Here is a 17,998-nt window from a genome sequence, read left to right as displayed (position 1 = left end):
GATCTAGTCGATATGCAGACGCAAAAAGGGGACTGTCCCCTTTTTTCACATCTGCAAAACCCGACACACACAAAAGCCCCGCTGGTTGCACCGGCGGGGCTTGTTTGTCAGGTCGGACCGATCAGACAAAGCGGCGGAATTCGCCCCGGTTGCGCGGCGGGCGGAACCGTTTGAGATAGGACGGGGCGATGGCCGGGATGCTGTTGGGGGTAATGCCGATATCGGCAAAGCCGGCGGCTTTTTTGCCGACCACATTGTCGGATTTCAGCAAGCGCACCTGATCGGGGGTCAAAAGCGGTTTGGGCAGGAATTGCAGGAAAAACGCCTTGATCGAGGCCAGCCAGAACGGCAGGGGCATCAGCCATGCCTTTTGACGGGTGATTGCCAGCATTTCTTCGAGCAATGCCTTGAAGCTGTAGACTTCCGGCCCGCCCAGTTCATAGGTCTTGCCCGTCATGTCGGTCTTTTCAAAGGCGGCGACAAAGGCCTCGGCGACATCGGCGACATAGACCGGCTGAAATTTCGGACCGCCATCGCCAAACAGGTCAATTTCGCCTTCACCCAGATTGACTTTGGGCAGGGCGGGCGTGCCGATCACCGGCAGGACCGGCGAATAGCGGGCCAGTGTTGCAAACTGGTTGAGGAAATTGTCTTCGGGGCCGAAAATCACCGACGGGCGGAAAATCACCGCACCGGGGAACGCCTTGCGCACGGCCTTCTCACCGGCCAGTTTCGAGGTGGCATAAAGCGCATGGGGGTTTTTATCAACCCCCAGTGCCGACATATGCAAAAGGGTTTTCACCCCGCAGGCCTTTGATTCTTCGGCAATGCGTTTGGCCGCCAGCACATGTATATTCATGAAATTGCGGCTGCCGCGTTCATAAAGAATGCCGAGCAGATTGATGACGCCATGCGCCCCTTCGACCGCCTTGCGCACCGATCCTTCGACCCGCACATCGCAATGCACCGGCACCATCTGCCCGAGATAGCCCATCGGTTTGAGGAATTTGGCATGTTCAAAGTTCCGCGTCGGGACGCGCACGATATAGCCACGATCCAGCAAGCGTTTGACGATATGACGCCCGACAAACCCGGTGCCGCCAAAGACGGTGATGATACGACGATCCATCAATGCTTTCTCCTCGTTGGCCCAAAGGCGCAACCTTGCCAAAATTCCAATAACAGGGTGACGGTTATATACACCGCAATCGCGCAGACAACAATCCCCCGGCAACAATGTGGTTATGTCAGTTTTGCGCCGGTTTCCCCGTTGCCGGAACGCTTTACGATATCGTCAAACAGGGCCATCAGGCCGCTGCGATAATCGGGATGGCGCAATGTAACCGCCAGGTCCTGTTTGATGCGGTCATTGGCGACCCGTTTGTTGTCTTCGTAAAAACTGGCAGCCATCGGGCTGAGGCGGGCGGTGGCGCAATCCTCGTCCGGGGGCGGGGCAACGCCCAGAAGACCACAGGCAAAGGCAATGACATCCTGCGGCGGGGCGGCATCATCATCGCAGACATTATAGGCCGCCCCGGCATCGGGGCGGCGGATTGAAGCCAGCACGACATTGGCGATGTCATCGACATGAATGCGCGAAAAAACCTGTCCGGGTTTGATGATCCGGCGGGCCCGGCCCGCCATCACGGTTTCCAGCGCATTGCGCCCCGGCCCGTAAATGCCGGCCAGCCGAAAGGAATGCACCGCCAGATCATGCCGCCGCCCCAGATCGAACCACGCCTTTTCCGCCGCCACCCGGCGACGGCCGCGTTTGCCGCCCGGCAACAAGTCATCGTCTTCGGTCACGACGGCACCATCACGGTCGCCATAGACCCCGGTGGTGGACAGATAACCGATCCAGCATCCGGCAGGCAGCAAAGCGGCCAGATCGCCACCATGATGCGCCAGAACCGGGTCGCCATCCCCACCCGGCGGGACCGAAACCAGAATATGCGTTATCCCGGCAAGGGCAGCCCTGATATCGGCAACCGGCCTGTCGTCATCAAACACATAGGGCGTAATGCCTTCCGCCTTCAGACGTCCGGCCTTGTCTGCGCTTCGGGTGGTTCCGGCGATGTGCCAGCCCTCATCACGCAATTGCGCCGCAATCTGCCGGGCCGAAAACCCCATTCCAAAGCAAAATAATCCGGGCATTGCGTATCCTGTTTTCCGGGAGCCATGATCTTGCCCGGACCCTACCCCTTTCGCCGGGCCAAAACAAAGTTTTTGGGCCTTTGGGGCGCATCATCATGATCTTGCCCTTTTCATCGCGTGTTATTGGCCTGCCGATCTGTCATGATCGGGGGAAATATTCTGTCATCTTATCGACATGGGGCCTGAATTTTGCATCATTCCAAATCCTGTTTCGCGGCCATCGTCCTGATGGGCATTCTGGCCACGGCACCCGCCCTGGCGCAAAATGCCGATATGGCGGATTCCGAGCAATACAAGGCCTGCCTGAAACTGGCGCAATTGCAGCCCGAAGACGGATTTGAAAGTGCGATTGCCTGGCGCGATATGGGCGGCGGTGAACCGGCCCTGCATTGTGTGGCGGTGGCGCTGATTACGCTGGGCAAATATGAAGAAGCCGCGACACGGCTGGACAAACTGGCATCGGAAAGCACATCGGAGGCCGATATTCGCGCCGGGTTGCTGGCACAGGCCGGACAGGCATGGATGATGGCGGGCAATCTGCAATTTGCATGGCGCGATCAAAGCCGCGCCCTTGATCTGGTGCAGGGCGATCCGCGTTTGTGGATTGATCGTGCCATGGTTCTGGGCATGGCCGGGGAATATTGGGAATCGATTGATGATCTGAACAAGGCGATTGACCTTGACCCCGACAATGTCGAAGCCCTGATTTATCGCGGCACCGCGTGGCGGTTGCTGGAATCCTATGACCTGGCGAAAACCGATATCGACCGCGCATTGGTGCTGAACCCCGGTCACAACCAGGCGCTTTTGGAACGCGGCAATCTGTATCGCGTTGCCGGTGAAAACGATCTGGCGCGCAAGGACTGGATGACTGTCATAGAAAATTCAAATGGTTCTCCTGTCGCTGAGTCAGCAAAAGCGAATATAGAAAAGATGGATGTTCAGACCGACAAGAATTAGGGTGCGGTCATCACTCATCAGTTTTCAGTCCGGGGAATCGGCATGCGTTTTGGAATTTTGTCATCGACCATCGCCATTTGTGCCAGCTTTGCGCTTGCCAGTGCCAGCGCACAGGCGCGGGATCAGGTGCGGATTGTCGGGTCTTCGACGATATTTCCCCTGACGGCCAAGGTATCCGAACATTTCGCCCGGACCACCGGCCAACCGGCCCCCGTGGTCGAAAGCACCGGGTCGGGTGGCGGGTTCAAACTGTTTTGTGGCGGGATCGGTGATCCGTTTCCCGATATTGTCGATGCCTCGCGCCCGATTACCGGCAGCGAAGAAGCCATCTGTGCCGCCAATTCGGTGCATGACATTACCGAACTGGCGATCGGTTATGACGGCATTGTCCTTTTGGGATCGAAATCCGCGCCGGAACTGCACCTGACCACGCGCCAGCTTTACCTTGCCCTTGCCCGCACGGTGCCGGTGCAGGGGGCCAGCATTCCCAACCCCTATCAGAAATGGTCGGATATTGATCCGCGCCTGCCCGATCTGGCGATCCGGGTTTATGGCCCGCCGCCGACATCGGGCACCCGCGATTCCATGGCGCAATTATTGATGGATGCCGGATGCCGCGATATCAGCGACATCGCCGTTCTGGAAGCCCGTGAACCTGACAGTTTCCGCAGCCTGTGCCGCACCCTGCGCGACGATGGCGCCTATATCGAAGCCGGTGAAAATGACCGCCTGATTATCAGCAAGCTGGAAAAAGACCCGACATCCTATGGATTGATGGGATTTAACAATCTGGAACGCAACCGCGATACCATGCGCGGGGCGATGATTGAGGGTGTGCTGCCCGATTATGACACGATTTTTGATGGCCGTTATGCCGCGTCGCGCCCGCTGTTTTTGTATGTCAAAAATGCCCATCTGCAACTGGTGACAACGCTAGGCGGTTTTATCGACAGTTATCTTTCCGAGGCCATCATCGGCCCTGACGGGTTGCTGGCCGATAACGGGCTGGTCTCGCTGGCCGATGACGACCGGGCGGCGTCGATCCGGGCGGCAGGGGAACTGACCGGCAAATAAGGATGCAGGCAGGGTCAGGGTCAGGGTCGCCGGGCCTGCCAGATTTGATTGGCGGCGTATTTCGGCGGGTCCCCGGCGAAACTTGATTGTTCCTTTAACGAAACAAAACCGGCCAGTTCCAGCATCAGGGCCATTTCAGAGCGATGCACCCAGCGCATCCGGTGCCAGCAATCCTCGCAGCGGATGACCTCGCCCATGCGGGTGACTTCTTCAAAGCGCCAATGTTCGTCAAAGCGCTGGGTCAGGGGGTCGTTATAGCGTTCCATCGCGGTAATCCGCAGGAAATGTTCTGGCGCACCGGCGGTTGGCGGCATGGGAAACAGCGGCAGTTTGACCGTTTCAAGGTCGCCTTCGGGCAGGCAATAGCGCAAATCCGGATCGATCAGATCGAGCACCAGCCGCCCGCCGGGGCGCAGATGATCAAAGGCGCGAGCCAGACAGGCGCGTTGTTGTGCCACACTGGTCAATTCCTGAAACCCGCGAAACGGAATGATCACAAGGGCAAATTTGCGCCCGAGATCAAAATCGCTCATATCGCCCTGATGCCAGACCAGATCGGGATATTTGCGCCGCGCCCGGGCCAGCATCGGTTCGGACAGATCAAGCCCTTCGACCGCAATGCCCATATCGGCAATCGCCCCGGCAACCCGCCCGGTGCCGCATCCCAGTTCCAGAACCGGGCCGCCCGATTGACGCGCCTGTTCACCATAAAACGGGATCGGGTCTTCAAACAGCCGCCGGTCAAGATCGGCACGCAGATCATAACTGGCGACATTCAGGCCGCCTGCCGGGTAAAAACTGTCAGACAGGGCAGACGGTGTCATTCGAAATCCAGATTGGCATAGTGACGCGACGGCGGGAAGCTGGCCTGACGGTCGGCCAGAAGATCGCGCATGGCCGGGCGGCTTTTGATCCGCATATACCAGTCCCGTGCGCGGGGATGTTTCGACCAGGTGATATCATCCATATAATCGATCACCGAAATCTGGGCGGCGGCGGCAATATCGGCCATCGTCAGATGATCCCCCGCCAGCCAGTTGCGCCGTTCAAACAGCCAGCCGATATAATCAAGGTGATGGGTCAGATTGGTCCGCCCGGCGCGCAGGATGGCGGTATCGGGCACGCCATTGGCAAAAAACCGTTTCAACAGTTTTTCGCCCAGCAAATGATCGGTGACTTCGCGGTTGAATTTTCCGTCAAACCACGCCACCAGACGCCGGATTTCGGCACGATGTTTGACATCATCGCCAAATAGCGGATTTTCCGGATAGACTTCGTCCAGATATTCGCAAATCACCGCAGAATCGGCCAGAACTGTGCCATCTTCATCGCGCAGAACCGGGACTTCGCCCGCCGGGTTGAGCAGCAGAAATTCTTCGCGCCGGTCCCAGACGGGTTCGGCGATCAACTCAAATTCAAGCTTCTTTTCCGCCAGAACCAGCCGGACTTTGCGCGAAAAGGGGGACAGCCAGAAGTGATAAAGTTGACGCATGGATACGGGCTACCGATCAGAAATGACATTTTGACAAACCAGTGGCCCCGGTCTCTCTCTCCCGGCCCGGTTTGTCTGCTCTCTCAAAGCATGCACGGACGCCGTTGTAAAGGACTTGTGCATCCGTAACGGCCCGGTGCCGGACGCAGGGTGGGCTAATTCGTTGTTAAGGCGTATTGAATGACAGGGTGCCGCGTTGCTGCGCCAGATTCCACAGCGCATCGAGATCAAGGCAGGCCTCGACATGATCGGCCAGACCGTCCAGGGTGGCCTCGATCCCGGCCTCGAAATTCAGGTCATGCGCCGATTCTGCACCACTGATTGCCGCCAGATAACCGCGCCGGAAATCATCGGCGGCAAACAGGCCATGCAGATACCCGCCCATCACCCGGCCATCGGCGCTGATCGCTCCATCGGCGGATTCTTTTGCGCCAAGGTCAATCCATGCGCGGGTGCGATCCGGGCCACCGGTATCGCCCATATGAATTTCATAGCCCTGCAATGCCGTGCCCGATGCCACGACGCACCCCGACCCGGCCCGCACTGTCGCCGCCCGTTGGCGCAGGGTTTTGTCCCCGGCCATGATGGTGCGAACATCCAATAACCCCAGACCGGCTTCGTCGCCCGGATCGCCTTCGATGCCATAAGGATCGGCCACCACATGGCCCAACATCTGATAACCGCCGCAAATGCCCATGACATGACCACCGCGCCGCCAATGGGCGATGATATCGTGATGCCAGCCCTGATCTTTCAGAAATTTCAGATCGGCACGGGTGGATTTGCTGCCGGGCAGCAGGATCAGATCACAATCACCGGGAATGACATCACCCGCCCGGATCAGGATCAGATCGACATCCGGTTCGGCGGCCAGCGGGTCCAGATCGTCGAAATTGGCGATGCGCGGAAACAGCAAAACCGCAATGCGGATCGTCCGGCCAGCGGAAATATCGGCCTTGCCGCGATACCGCCCGTCCTTGCCGCCGGATTTTTCAAGCGCCACGCTGTCTTCGGCGGGCAGGCGGGCCGCATCAGGCCAATATGTTACGATACCGTAATTTTTAAGGCCGCAGTGATTTTCGATGATCCCAAGGGCGGGTTCAAACAGCGACACATCGCCGCGAAAGCGGTTGATGATATAGCCGCGCAACCAGTGCCGGTCAGATGGCGGCAATAACAGATGGGTGCCGACAATTGCGGCAATCACCCCGCCCCGGTCGATATCGCCAACCAATACAACCGGGGTTCCCGTTGCCGCGGCAAAGCCCATATTGGCAATATCGGCATCGCGCAGATTGACCTCGGCGGCCGATCCCGCGCCTTCGACAATCACCAGATCGGCATCGCGCCCGATGATGTCGAAACTGTCGATCACACGCGGCAACAAATCGCGTTTCAGGCGGTAATAATCCCGCGCGCGTGCGGTGGTCAGGACCTTGCCCTGTACCACCACCTGCGATCCGGTGTCGCTTTGCGGTTTCAACAGGACCGGATTCATATGCACACTGGTCGGCACCCCGGCGGCGCGGGCCTGCAAGGCCTGGGCGCGACCGATTTCGCCGCCATCCGCCGTGACGGCGGCATTATTGGACATATTTTGCGGTTTGAACGGCATCACCCGCAAGCCGCGCCGCACAAACGCCCGGCACAGCCCGGCAACCAGCAAGGATTTGCCAACATCCGAACCGGTCCCTTGCAACATCAGGGCGGGCACTGGGCGCGTTGTCATTCCGGAATCAAAACCTTTTTGCGGATACGTGGTTGATCAAAATTCAACGCCGATCTGTGCCTTGATCCCCTGTTCGCGGAACGGGTGTTTGATCAGGGTCATTTCGGTAACCAGATCGGCCGCCTCGATCAGGGCATCGGGCGCATTGCGCCCGGTGATGACGATGTGCTGATCGGGCAATTTATCGGCAAGAACGGCCAGAACATCGTCAAGCGGCAGGAAATCATAGCGCAAAACGATATTGAGTTCATCGAGGATCACCATCGCAAAGGACGGATCGCGCATCATCTCGCACGCCTTGTCCCAAGCGGTGCGGGCCATCGCCACATCCTGCGCCCGGTTCTGGGTTTCCCATGTGAACCCGGCCCCCATCGCGTGGAATTCACACAGATCGGGAAATTTCGCCAGCAATCGGGCCTCGCCGGTTTCCCAGCCGCCCTTGATGAATTGCACCACGCCGACCTTCATGTCATGCCCGACACAGCGCATCGCCATGCCAAAGGCCGAGGAGGATTTGCCCTTGCCCTTGCCGGTATGGACGATCACCAGACCTTTCTTATCGACCTTTTCCGCCATCATGCGGTCGCGCGCCGCCTTGATTTTCTTCATTTTTTCATCGTGGCGGGTATTTGTTTCGATATCGGTTTGCGGGGGTGTGGTCATGACGGTCTTCCTTTTTTCCGGTATGCACCAACCTTGACCAAACCACCGCAATGATCAAGGACAGTTTTCCGGGGCGCGATCAAGATCGAGACGGGCAATCACGCCCTGAAAACCATATCGGGTCGCCTCGGGGCAAAACTGCGCCGGATCGGCCCCTTCTTCACGATATTCAACGGCAAAGACCGGCTTTCCCTGATCGCGATAGGGTTTGAATTGATCCATAAAACCAAACCGCCAGGCCGATTCCAACAGGGCAAAATCCATCCTGCCCACAAGATCGGGAACCAGTTCGGGCGCATTCTTCTGCCCGATGGCAAGGCCGCGTGCATGCGCCTGCCCGATCAGCCAGTCCAGATAACGTACCTGATCTGCACGGCTTATCTCAAAGCCGGTTTTGCCCGACATGCCTTCGCCATCGCTTTCATGGGAATCGATATTGTCGGGCTCAATCGCAAGGAACCCTTTTTCGCGGCACAGGTCAAAGCGTGCCATCATCACATCGGCAAAGACCTCAAACCGGCTGATATCGAGCCAGTATTCCCCGTCCCATCCCGAATAGGGATTGCCCGTCACTTCGGACGGGAACCTGTCATAATCATCGCGCCATTCTTCGATGGCGCCGACATTGACATAACAAACCGGATAAATGCCTGCTGCGCGCCATTCCCGCACCTGTGCCGCCGTTGTTTCATCCAGGTCACTATCCACAACACGAATGCCCTCTTCGATACGGATATCGCCCTGCAATTGCCAGTGCAGCGGACCGTTTGGCACGACGGGCCGGTCCCCCTGACCTGCGGCCGATACGGCATGGCCGGTCACCAGAGCAAATACAATCACCAGAAATATTTGAAATGCTTTGCGCATAAGTTATCCCGTCTTGTCCGTGGGCCGTGACTTTGGCTTGCCCGGCCCTGCGGCACAACGGCGCAATACAGAACAGGGATATTTCCCGACCGACTGTCAAGATGTCACCAGCTGGCCTCGCCATGGGGTGTAAGACCCAGGTCGCCCGTGACCAGATCGGCCCATTTGCCGGGTTCGCGCATATCGGTATGGTGTAATTCCGGGCGGCGCATGCGGGCCTTGTTAAACAGTTGCAACCGGTCGCCCGGCGACATGTGCCGCAATTTTAACAGCGCCTTGCGCACCGCCTCATTGGGATTTGCCCGGCGGTACTGGAAACTTTGTTCGATCAGCGCCAGACGGCGTTCGATCCAGTTGCGACTGGCCACCACATCGGTGATCAGGCCGCGCAATTCGCGCACCACCGGAAACACATCCTGCCTGAGATGGGCCAGCGCAATCGCCGCCTGCCAGATCTGGGTTTCCACCCCCTGCAAATAGCGCCCATAAATCCGTTCGCGCGCCGCAATGGCGTCGTTGATATCGCCGGGCAGGGGAAAATGCCCGGCCAGTTCCATCAGGCCATCGCGAAAATCATCGGCAGTGACCGGTTTGTGGATGCCGTCAAACAGGCCGCGCAGGGCGATGACATCGCCAATCGCGCCCCGGGCCGGGCGCATTGCGCCGCGCCCGTGCAAATCATCGCGCAACCAGTCGGGCACGGCATGACCGGCCAACAGAAAATCAACAATGTCGGTATGTCCGGCATGGGCCGGAAGCGGGGTTTGGGTATAGTCCGGCAAGCGGACCCAATCGGGCTTTGTCATTGCGGCCTCCTGTTGTCATCAGGTCTGCCCCGTCCCTGTCCAATTTCTTAACCATTGGTTAATATCCATATGGTGCAGAATCGAAACGTTTCAATGTGCGCAAAGGTTCCGGTTTGAATTTACGATTCACTTTTTTGTGAATCCGGCCCCAAATCCCCCAGATCGCGGGCAACGCTGTTGCGGCGCGGTTGCCACAGGCCGCGTTCTATCGCCTCGGCCAGACGGTTGCGGATATCGGCCAGCGCATCGGGATTATGGGTTTTGATGAAATCGCGCACCGTCTGGTCGCCCAGATAGGCATCATACACCAGATCGAAATGATGATCGGCGACACAGCGTGCCGTGGCGGCAAAGGCAAACAGATAATCGACCGTTGCCGCCATTTCAAAGGCCCCCTTATAGCCATGGCGCATCACGCCCGCGATCCATTTGGGATTAACCACACGCGCCCGGACCACACGGGCGATTTCCTCGTTCAGGGTTCTGATTTTCGGGCTTTCGGGGCGGGAATGATCATTGTGATAGACCACCGGTTGTTGCCCGGACAAATGGCGTACCGCCGCCGTCATGCCACCTTCAAACTGGTAATAATCATCGGAATCCAGCAGATCATGTTCGCGGTTATCCTGATTATGGACAATCGCATCCACCTTTGTCAGGCGGGTTTCAAACAGATCCCGCGCCGCCTCGCCCGCGCCGCCATTGCCATAGGCATAACCGCCCCATGCCAGATAGGCATCGGCAAGGTCATCCTCGTTTTCCCACAGTTTTTCATCGATCATTGCCTGCAACCCGGCGCCATAGGCCCCCGGTTTGGCCCCGAAAACCCGGAACCCGGCGCGATGGGCGGCATCGGTTGCATCCATGCCCCCGGCAATTAACGATGCCTGTTCCTGTGCCACCCGCACCGCCAGCGGATTCATATCGGGGGCTTCGTCCAGGGCGGCCACGGCGCGCACCGCACTGTCAAACAGATCGATCAGACCGGGAAAGGCATCGCGGAAAAACCCGGAAATGCGCAAGGTGACATCGACCCGGGGCCGGGCCAGCAACGAAATCGGGATGATTTCAAACCCGGTGACCCGGCGCGAGGCCGAATCCCATGTCGGACGCACACCCAGCAACGCCATCGCCTGGGCAATATCATCGCCGCCGGTGCGCATATTGCTGGTGCCCCAGACCGACAGGCCAAGGGCAGCGGGCCATTCGCCCTGTTCCTGCACATGACGTTCCAGCATCAGTTCCGCCGATTTCCAGCCCAGTTGCCATGCCGCCGGGGTCGGCACGGTGCGGGTATCGACCGAATAAAAATTGCGCCCGGTCGGCAAGACATCGGGCCGCCCGCGTGTCGGCGCACCGGACGGGCCGGGTTCGACAAATTTGCCATCCAGCCCGCGCAAAATCCCGGCGATTTCAGCCGCCCCACAGGCGGTTACCGCCGGGCGCAAGGATGTTTCGATATCGTATAGAACTTCTTTTGTCCGGGTCCAGTCCTTGTCCGCCACCTGCGATCCGATCACCAGATCCCGTGCCAGCAATTCGATGCGTTCCACCGTATCGCCGGTGGTGCGCCATGATCCGGCCACCGCATCATAGGCGCAAAGCATGGCGGGTTTTGCCCCGGTCCAGAATTCGGCAAAGACGCAATCAAGCGGATCGAAGGCCGGATCATCCCACAAATCGCGCGCAATCGCCCGGTGCAATGACGCCGTTGGCCCGTGCTCCGCGCCGCGTGGCAGGCGGGCAAGGGCAACCAGCAAATCATCAAGCAATGCGCCATCGGGGGCCTTGCCAAAAACATGCAGGCCGTCGCGAATTTGCAGTTCTTTCAATTCGCACAGATAATTGTCGAGTTTGGCGAGGGCAGATTCCGTATCCTCGCCCGCGACAATGCCGCAATCGCGGTCCAGCCCGATGCGGATCGTCAGTTCCAGAATATCGCGTTTGAGAATTTGCACCCGGCGCGGATCAACAGCGGCGGCTTCGTAATATTCATCGACCAGCGCCTCAAGATCCTTGAGCGGACCATAGGTTTCAGCACGGGTCAAAGGCGGGGTCAGGTGATCGATGATCACTGCCTGCGCCCGGCGTTTGGCCTGCGTGCCTTCGCCGGGATCATTGACGATAAACGGATAAAGATGCGGGGTCGGGCCAAAGACCGCCTCGGGGAAACAATCCTGCGACAGGGCAAGGGATTTGCCCGGCAACCATTCCATATTGCCGTGTTTGCCAAAATGGACAATCGCCTGTGCGCCGAAATGACGGCGCAGCCAGATATAAAAGGCGAAATAATTGTGCGGCGGCACCAGATCGGGCGAATGGTAACTGGCCAGCGGATCAATATTATATCCCCGCGCCGGTTGCAGCCCGACCACCACATGGCCCATCGGCACAACCGACAGGGCAAAGGCCCCCTTATTGTCCGGCCCGGAATCTTCAACCCCGGCATCTTTCAGGAAAAACGGGTCATCCTGCGGCGCCCCCCATGCGGCAGTTACCGGGTCGCGCACGGATGCGGGCAGGACGGCAAACGCCGCCTGATAATCAGACAATGGCAAGGTCACGCGAATATCACGGTCCGCCAGACGGGCAATATCATTGGTCGGCCCGGCCTTGATCGCGGCAATCAGTGCCGCGCCGTCATCGGGCAGGTTTTCAATCCGGTATCCTTCCCCGGCCATCGCCCGCAGGGTTTCAATCATCCCCGCCGGAGTATCGAGCCCGACGCCGTTGCCCAGACGTGCATCCTTGTTGGGATAATTGGCCATGATCATCGCCACCCGCCGGTCGGGTGCGGCGGTGCGGCGCAACGCAACCCAATTGGCCGCCAGTTGCGCGACAAAATCCAGCCGGTCGGCGACCGGCACATATTTGACCAGTTCAATCCCGGTCAGATCATCGCGCCCCGCCGATCCCTTGAACGATACGGCACGCGACAGGATGCGGCCATCGACCTCGGGCAGGGCGACATTCATCGCAATATCGCGGGCCGACAGGCCATTGACACCTTGCTGCCATGCGTCCTGACTGCCGCCCGACAACACCATTTGCAAGACCGGCGCATCCACCGCATCAAACGGCCCCGGTGCCCGCACATCGCCGGGCACCGAAAAGGCAAAGCCGGTGGTATTGAGGATGATATCCGCCCCCGTTTCCACCAGCCATTGCGCCACCAGGGCGGCGGCCACCGGGTCCTTGAGGCTGGAGACAAACACCGGCAAAGCATTCAGGCCGCAATCGCGCAAGGCGGCGGTCATGCCATCGATCACATCGAGATTACCGGCCTGTATCAGCGCCCGGTAAAACACGATGGCGGCCACCGGTTGCGCGGGATCGGGCCATTTTGCCTGTAAATCGGGCAGGGATGCGGTGGTCAGCCCCGGCCAGTACAGCCCGGCCTTGACCAGCGGCATCGGGTTTTGCCAGCGCCAGTCGCGGGCGGGGTCCAGTTTTTCATAAACAAACCGTAACAGATTTTGCGCATTGTCCGGCCCGCCTTCGACCAGATAGCGCCATGCCTGTTGCCAGTCCTGCCCACGCCGGGTTGACAGCGACAATAATTCGGCATCGGGCTGATCATCGCCGGGCAACAGCAACAGCGGAATGTCCTTTTCCCGCGCCAGCGCGACGAGTTGTTCGACGCCGTATTCCCAATATCCGCGCCCGCCCAGCAGGCGCACAAGGATGAACTTGGCATGGGCCAAGACATCCTCGACATAGAGATCGACCGACATGTTATGGCCAAGCTGCAACAGACTGGCGAGGCGCAGCGACGGCAGGTCGCCGCCGCTTTGCCCCGACAAATGACGCTGGGCGGCAGCCAGACAGGCCAGTTCCGATTCCGCCGCCGACAGAATGACGACATCGCCGGGGCTTTGCCCCAGATCCACGGCCTCGCTGCCATCGGTGATCATGCCCGGCTGGGCGGCAAGCAAATGCATGATATCAGGCGGCCCTGATCGCCGCCGAAATCGCGGCACGATCCAGCCCGTGCAGGCCGATCACCACCAGTTCGGAGCGCCGGGTTTCGCCATCCTGCCATGCCCGGTCAAAATACCGCGAAAACCGTTCACCGACCCCCTGCACCACATGGCGCATCGGTTTGCCGGGAAGATCAAGGAAACCCTTGATCCGCAAAACATTATGGTTGCGCACCACCGCAATCAGGCGCTGTTCAAGGGCGGCCACATCGGCAATCACATCCAGTTGCACAACGAAACTGTCAAAATCATCATGATCATGGTCGTGACCGTCATCATGATGGGAATGGCGGCTGTCGAGATCATCCTCGGCCGCCGCTGCCAATCCCAGCAATACCGCATTATCGATGCGGGCCTGTTGGGTGGCGATGATTTTGACCGATGGTTTGTTCAGTTCGGCGCGAATGCCAGCCTCGACCGTGGCGCGTTCATCGTCTGAGAGCAAATCCATCTTGTTGAGAACCACCATGTCGGCGCAATGCAGTTGTTCTTCAAACAATTCTTCAAGCGGGCTGTCATGATCCAGACTGTCATCGTTTTCGCGTTGGGCCTGCACCGCCGCCGGATCATGGGCAAACAGCCCGTCGCGCACAGCAGCAGCATCCACCACCGCCACCACGCCATCGACCGTGACGCGCGAGCGGATTTCCGGCCAGTTAAACGCCTTGACCAAGGGTTTGGGCAGGGCCAGACCAGATGTTTCGATCACGATATGATCAGGCGGCGTGTCGCGATCGATCAATTGGCGGATGGTTGGCAGAAAATCATCGGCCACCGTGCAACAGATGCAGCCATTGGCCAGTTCAATCACATCATCATCGGCGCAACCGGCAATGCCGCAGCCGGTGATGACTTCGCGGTCCACTCCCAGATCGCCAAATTCATTGATGATCAGGGCAATGCGTTTGCCCCCGGCATTTTCCAGCATGTTGCGAATCATGGTGGTTTTGCCCGCACCGAGAAATCCGGTGATGACTGTTGCAGGAATTTTGCCCGTCTGAGCCATGATAATCGTCCTTGTCTGAGAGATATTATATTAAGGGGCCGGTTTGACCGGAACGGCAATGCCCGCCACAATCAGGGTGACGTGATCGGCAAGGGCGGCGATATTTTGATGCAAGCGCCCGGCATGATCGCGAAAGGCGCGTGCCATGGCGTTTTCGGGCACAATGCCCATGCCGACCTCGTTTGATACCAGCAGGACCGGCATCGGCAATTCTGGCAAAAGATCGCACAATGCCCGGCATTCGGACGCGATATCGCGATCATCCAGCATCAGATTGGTCAGCCACAATGTCAGGCAATCGACCAGAACAGGCCGGTTTTGCGCCCCTGCCGATTGCAGGACGCCACACAGATCCAGCGGTTCTTCGACGGTATCCCACAGAGGGCCGCGATTGTTGCGATGGTGGGCGATGCGGTCGGCCATTTCATCGTCCCAAGCGCGACCTGTCGCGATATAAACGCCGCCCCCGGCACCGATAATCAGGTTTTCGGCAAACCGGCTTTTGCCGGATCGTGTCCCGCCCAGAATCAAACCGATCCCGCGCGGCAAGTCATTTTGGGCCATTGCCCTTATCCTCCGCCAAGGTTTCCGCCCGAAACCGCGTTGCGACAGCCGGGATGCATCACATCCATCGGCACCGTTGGCTGGTTTCCTGGCTTCGGGCGTGACAGTCCTTCGCCTTCCCGGCGATCATCAGATGATCATTCCGGTGGCCGGGGATTGCGCCGCAACGCCATCCCCAGAAGGACCCATCCCGTTACAGTTGCGGGGGCAGCACCGGCATCGCACCGGATTTCCCATCACCATACGGCGCGCCGACCCTAGCAGCTTTGTTCGTGCGTCAAAAGAGCCTTTTGATCTGCGCCATGCCTCTGCGCCATACCCCGGCCAAAGGTCAGTATTTGTCAGAATTGACTTCTTGAGACCGCCCTTTCTTTCAACCACCATACCCTTGTTGTGCATCCTTCACTGCCAAAGTTGCCAGTCCCATGCCCCTATCCGATCATATGGACCGCCTGATGAACCAGCAGGATTTGCGCTGGCAAACCACATCGCGTCGCGACATGTGGACGGGATTGCTCGACCGGTTGCCGGAAAGGGACATGCGCTTTACCGCTTTTCTGGATCATTATACACAGGATGGCGACATCACCCTGAGCCGCCATGATGTCCGCGATATTTATGGCCACAATCCCGATTTCGGCCTGATTGCCGCCATTTTATGGGTTCATTTTCGCGGGGTGCGCATCAATGCCCTGTCGCTGCTGGTGCGCGACCTGTCATCGCTGGTACAGCTTTTTGCGCCCGCCGACCTGAATGATGCCGCCATGTCCCGGATTTTGGGGCAGCCCGGCATTTCAATCCCGACGGCCAGCAAAATGTTGTCGGCCTGTGACAAACGGTTTGGCGGATTGCGGGCCGCCATTCTGGACGACACGATTATTGATGTCATCGAAAGCGATGATTTCAGAGCCGATTTTGTTGAAACGACCCGCTTGCGCGGCAAATCGCGCAGCCGCCCGATTGATTATTACAAGGCCTATTTGCAGGATCTGGACCGGCTGGCACGTCGGATGGCGCTGTCCACCGATGATATTGACCAGTATCTGTCGATTTTGGGCGCGGCGCGGTCCGCCCCCAAAACAACCGGCATGCCGACCCGGTTTGCCGATTGCGTTTCTTGTTAATAGCGCAGATTAACCCCGGTTACCCGCCATCCCGGCTGGGTATCGCTCGCCAGATATTCCGCCCGTGTCAGACCCAGCGTATCGACATGGAAGGCCAGGGCCGCCTCCAGCGATAATCCCAACATGCGGGCAAGGGCGGCACGCACCGTGCCACCATGCACGACGGCGACAATATCGCGCCCGGCCCAATAACCGGTCATCGCGTCAATCACCGGCCCGACCCGATGCACGACATCGGCAAAACTTTCGCCTTGCGGCGGGTGCTGTCGAGCGAAATCGGTCCAGAAACGGGTGGTTTCGCCCTGGGGCAGATCCTGCCAGCGGCGTTTTTCCCACAAACCGAAATGCTGTTCGGCAAGGGCATTATCGCGGATCGGGGTGATGTCCTCGCCCCTGATTTCCAAAAGACACAGGGCGGTATCGAGACTGCGCGACAAATGGCTGGTCAGCCACACCGCATCTTTGGGCAGATGCCGGGCCAACGAACGCAGGCTTTTGACATCGGCCAGATCGACCTTCATATCGGAACGGCCATAGACCAGCCGGTCGGGATTGATCACCGGCGCATGCCGGATCAGCCACCAGCGGGTATTTTGCACCTGTGCCACAGGATGTTTACCCCCCCCAAAACACTGGATGGGCCAGCATCATACTGCACACCAGCAGAATGAAAATTTCGGCAACAATCTGGGTTGCACCCAAAACATCGCCAGTGTGACCGCCGATTTGCTGGCGGGCGATCCCGCCCATAACTGCGGCCGCGACAATCAGGGCAAGCAGCACTGCCAGCATCCCCCAAATTCCGGCCAAAATCAGGGTCAACAGGGCGGTGATGCCCAGACCGGCGGCCACGGATTTGATACCGGGTCGACCGGCGCTACGGCCCAGACCATCGGGCCGGGCCGGATCCAGCCACATCATCACAACCGGCATGGCGGCCCGTGATCCCATCGCGGCGACAAGCAGGATCACCGCCGCGGCCCCGGCATCCGCCGCCGCCCCCAGCAACACCAGACGCAAGGCAAAGACAAAAATCAGCGCCACCACGCCGTAAGACCCAATCCGGCTGTCGCGCATGATCGCCAGTTTGCCGTCCCGATCCGCCCCGCCGCCAAAACCATCGGCGCAATCGGCGATGCCGTCTTCGTGCATTGCCCCGCTGAGCAGGACCAGCGCCAATGATGCGACAATCGCCACAATCATTGATGGCAAGCCCGCCAGCCCGGCAAGGGTGGCAGGCACAATCGCGATCCCGGCCAAAAACAGTCCGACCAGCGGCCAGCACCAGACCGACCTCGCAATCATCTGCGGGCGAAAATCCCCCTGTACCGCCACCGGCACCCGGCTGAGCAAAACCAGCGCACGCCAGAAATCCGCGACCAGATCCATCGGTATCTCGGATGGCATATCGGGCGGCATTCTGCCGCTAACGTCTTGGGAGACATCACTTGTTTCGGAATCATTATAACGATGATCTGTCATGACATCCCATATTCAAACTGGCATTTTTCGGCGGTTCAGCTTAATCATGACAGCAGCATAAGCCAAGCGCCATCGCCTGACATGATTTTGCCCTGCC

16 protein-coding genes and 1 riboswitch are annotated in these 17,998 nt (G+C 58.9%); of the genes, 3 read left to right on the top strand and 13 right to left on the bottom strand.

Annotated elements, in window-relative coordinates; translation table 11 throughout:
* Window positions 1-121 precede the first annotated feature (121 nt).
* Window positions 122-1,129: a complex I NDUFA9 subunit family protein gene (locus Q8O73_RS14935; RefSeq protein ID WP_305558963.1), complete on the bottom strand. Its 1,008-nt coding sequence runs from the start codon at window positions 1,127-1,129 to the stop codon at window positions 122-124.
* 113 nt (window positions 1,130-1,242) lie between these two features.
* Window positions 1,243-2,154, bottom strand: coding sequence for an SDR family oxidoreductase (locus Q8O73_RS14930; RefSeq protein WP_305558962.1), 912 nt, complete (start codon window positions 2,152-2,154; stop codon window positions 1,243-1,245).
* Between the two features lie 189 nt (window positions 2,155-2,343).
* Here Q8O73_RS14930 and Q8O73_RS14925 point away from each other — a divergent pair, with 189 nt between their 5' ends.
* Window positions 2,344-3,114 (top strand): tetratricopeptide repeat protein, encoded by a 771-nt coding sequence (locus Q8O73_RS14925; protein WP_305558961.1) that lies wholly within the window; start codon window positions 2,344-2,346, stop codon window positions 3,112-3,114.
* 42 nt (window positions 3,115-3,156) lie between these two features.
* Window positions 3,157-4,188, top strand: a complete 1,032-nt coding sequence (locus tag Q8O73_RS14920; RefSeq protein ID WP_305558960.1) for a substrate-binding domain-containing protein — start codon at window positions 3,157-3,159, stop codon at window positions 4,186-4,188.
* A 20-nt stretch (window positions 4,189-4,208) separates the two neighbouring features.
* On the opposite strand, the gene Q8O73_RS14915 is transcribed toward Q8O73_RS14920, so the two are convergent.
* The 9 genes from Q8O73_RS14915 to cobU all read right to left on the bottom strand — a co-directional run bounded on the left by Q8O73_RS14915 (window position 4,209) and on the right by cobU (window position 15,295).
* Entirely contained in the window at window positions 4,209-5,012 is an 804-nt protein-coding gene (locus Q8O73_RS14915) for a class I SAM-dependent methyltransferase (protein WP_305558959.1), read from the bottom strand.
* On the bottom strand, window positions 5,009-5,680 hold the full coding sequence (locus tag Q8O73_RS14910) for a glutathione S-transferase family protein (protein WP_305558958.1): 672 nt from the start codon (window positions 5,678-5,680) through the stop codon (window positions 5,009-5,011). Before Q8O73_RS14910 ends, Q8O73_RS14915 begins: the two co-directional genes overlap by 4 nt.
* A 166-nt stretch (window positions 5,681-5,846) precedes the next feature.
* Window positions 5,847-7,409, bottom strand: a complete 1,563-nt coding sequence (locus tag Q8O73_RS14905) for a cobyric acid synthase (RefSeq protein WP_305558957.1) — start codon at window positions 7,407-7,409, stop codon at window positions 5,847-5,849.
* A gap of 36 nt (window positions 7,410-7,445) precedes the next feature.
* A complete protein-coding gene (cobO, locus tag Q8O73_RS14900; RefSeq protein WP_305558956.1) occupies window positions 7,446-8,072 on the bottom strand; it encodes a cob(I)yrinic acid a,c-diamide adenosyltransferase in 627 nt (208 codons plus the stop codon).
* A 54-nt stretch (window positions 8,073-8,126) separates the two neighbouring features.
* Window positions 8,127-8,939: an endo alpha-1,4 polygalactosaminidase gene (locus Q8O73_RS14895; protein ID WP_305558955.1), complete on the bottom strand. Its 813-nt coding sequence runs from the start codon at window positions 8,937-8,939 to the stop codon at window positions 8,127-8,129.
* Window positions 8,940-9,043: 104 nt separating this feature from the next.
* Window positions 9,044-9,745: a hypothetical protein gene (locus Q8O73_RS14890; RefSeq protein WP_305558954.1), complete on the bottom strand. Its 702-nt coding sequence runs from the start codon at window positions 9,743-9,745 to the stop codon at window positions 9,044-9,046.
* Between the two features lie 119 nt (window positions 9,746-9,864).
* Window positions 9,865-13,686 carry a cobaltochelatase subunit CobN gene (gene cobN, locus Q8O73_RS14885; protein WP_305558953.1) on the bottom strand — a complete coding sequence of 1,274 codons (3,822 nt, stop codon included), beginning with the start codon at window positions 13,684-13,686 and terminating at the stop codon, window positions 9,865-9,867.
* A 4-nt stretch (window positions 13,687-13,690) separates the two neighbouring features.
* Window positions 13,691-14,731 carry a cobalamin biosynthesis protein CobW gene (gene cobW, locus Q8O73_RS14880; RefSeq protein ID WP_305558952.1) on the bottom strand — a complete coding sequence of 347 codons (1,041 nt, stop codon included), beginning with the start codon at window positions 14,729-14,731 and terminating at the stop codon, window positions 13,691-13,693.
* A gap of 30 nt (window positions 14,732-14,761) precedes the next feature.
* Window positions 14,762-15,295, bottom strand: coding sequence for a bifunctional adenosylcobinamide kinase/adenosylcobinamide-phosphate guanylyltransferase (gene cobU, locus Q8O73_RS14875; RefSeq protein ID WP_305558951.1), 534 nt, complete (start codon window positions 15,293-15,295; stop codon window positions 14,762-14,764).
* A 60-nt stretch (window positions 15,296-15,355) separates the two neighbouring features.
* A riboswitch (cobalamin riboswitch) is annotated at window positions 15,356-15,566 on the bottom strand.
* Between the two features lie 154 nt (window positions 15,567-15,720).
* Between cobU and Q8O73_RS14870 the strand changes: the two genes are divergently transcribed.
* The gene (locus tag Q8O73_RS14870) at window positions 15,721-16,419 is read left to right on the top strand and encodes a hypothetical protein (RefSeq protein WP_305558950.1); all 699 of its coding nucleotides are present in this window, start codon (window positions 15,721-15,723) and stop codon (window positions 16,417-16,419) included.
* Here Q8O73_RS14870 and Q8O73_RS14865 read toward each other — a convergent pair.
* Window positions 16,416-17,027 (bottom strand): histidine phosphatase family protein, encoded by a 612-nt coding sequence (locus tag Q8O73_RS14865; RefSeq protein WP_305558949.1) that lies wholly within the window; start codon window positions 17,025-17,027, stop codon window positions 16,416-16,418. The genes Q8O73_RS14870 and Q8O73_RS14865 overlap by 4 nt on opposite strands.
* Before the next feature lie 7 nt (window positions 17,028-17,034).
* On the bottom strand, window positions 17,035-17,901 hold the full coding sequence (gene cobS, locus Q8O73_RS14860) for an adenosylcobinamide-GDP ribazoletransferase (RefSeq protein WP_305558948.1): 867 nt from the start codon (window positions 17,899-17,901) through the stop codon (window positions 17,035-17,037).
* Window positions 17,902-17,998 lie beyond the last annotated feature (97 nt).

This window comes from Thalassospira sp. (assembly GCF_030690045.1).
GTDB lineage: Bacteria > Pseudomonadota > Alphaproteobacteria > Rhodospirillales > Thalassospiraceae > Thalassospira.
The sequence above is the reverse complement of the archived record's forward strand: the minus strand, read 5'-3'. Positions and strand labels throughout refer to the sequence as shown.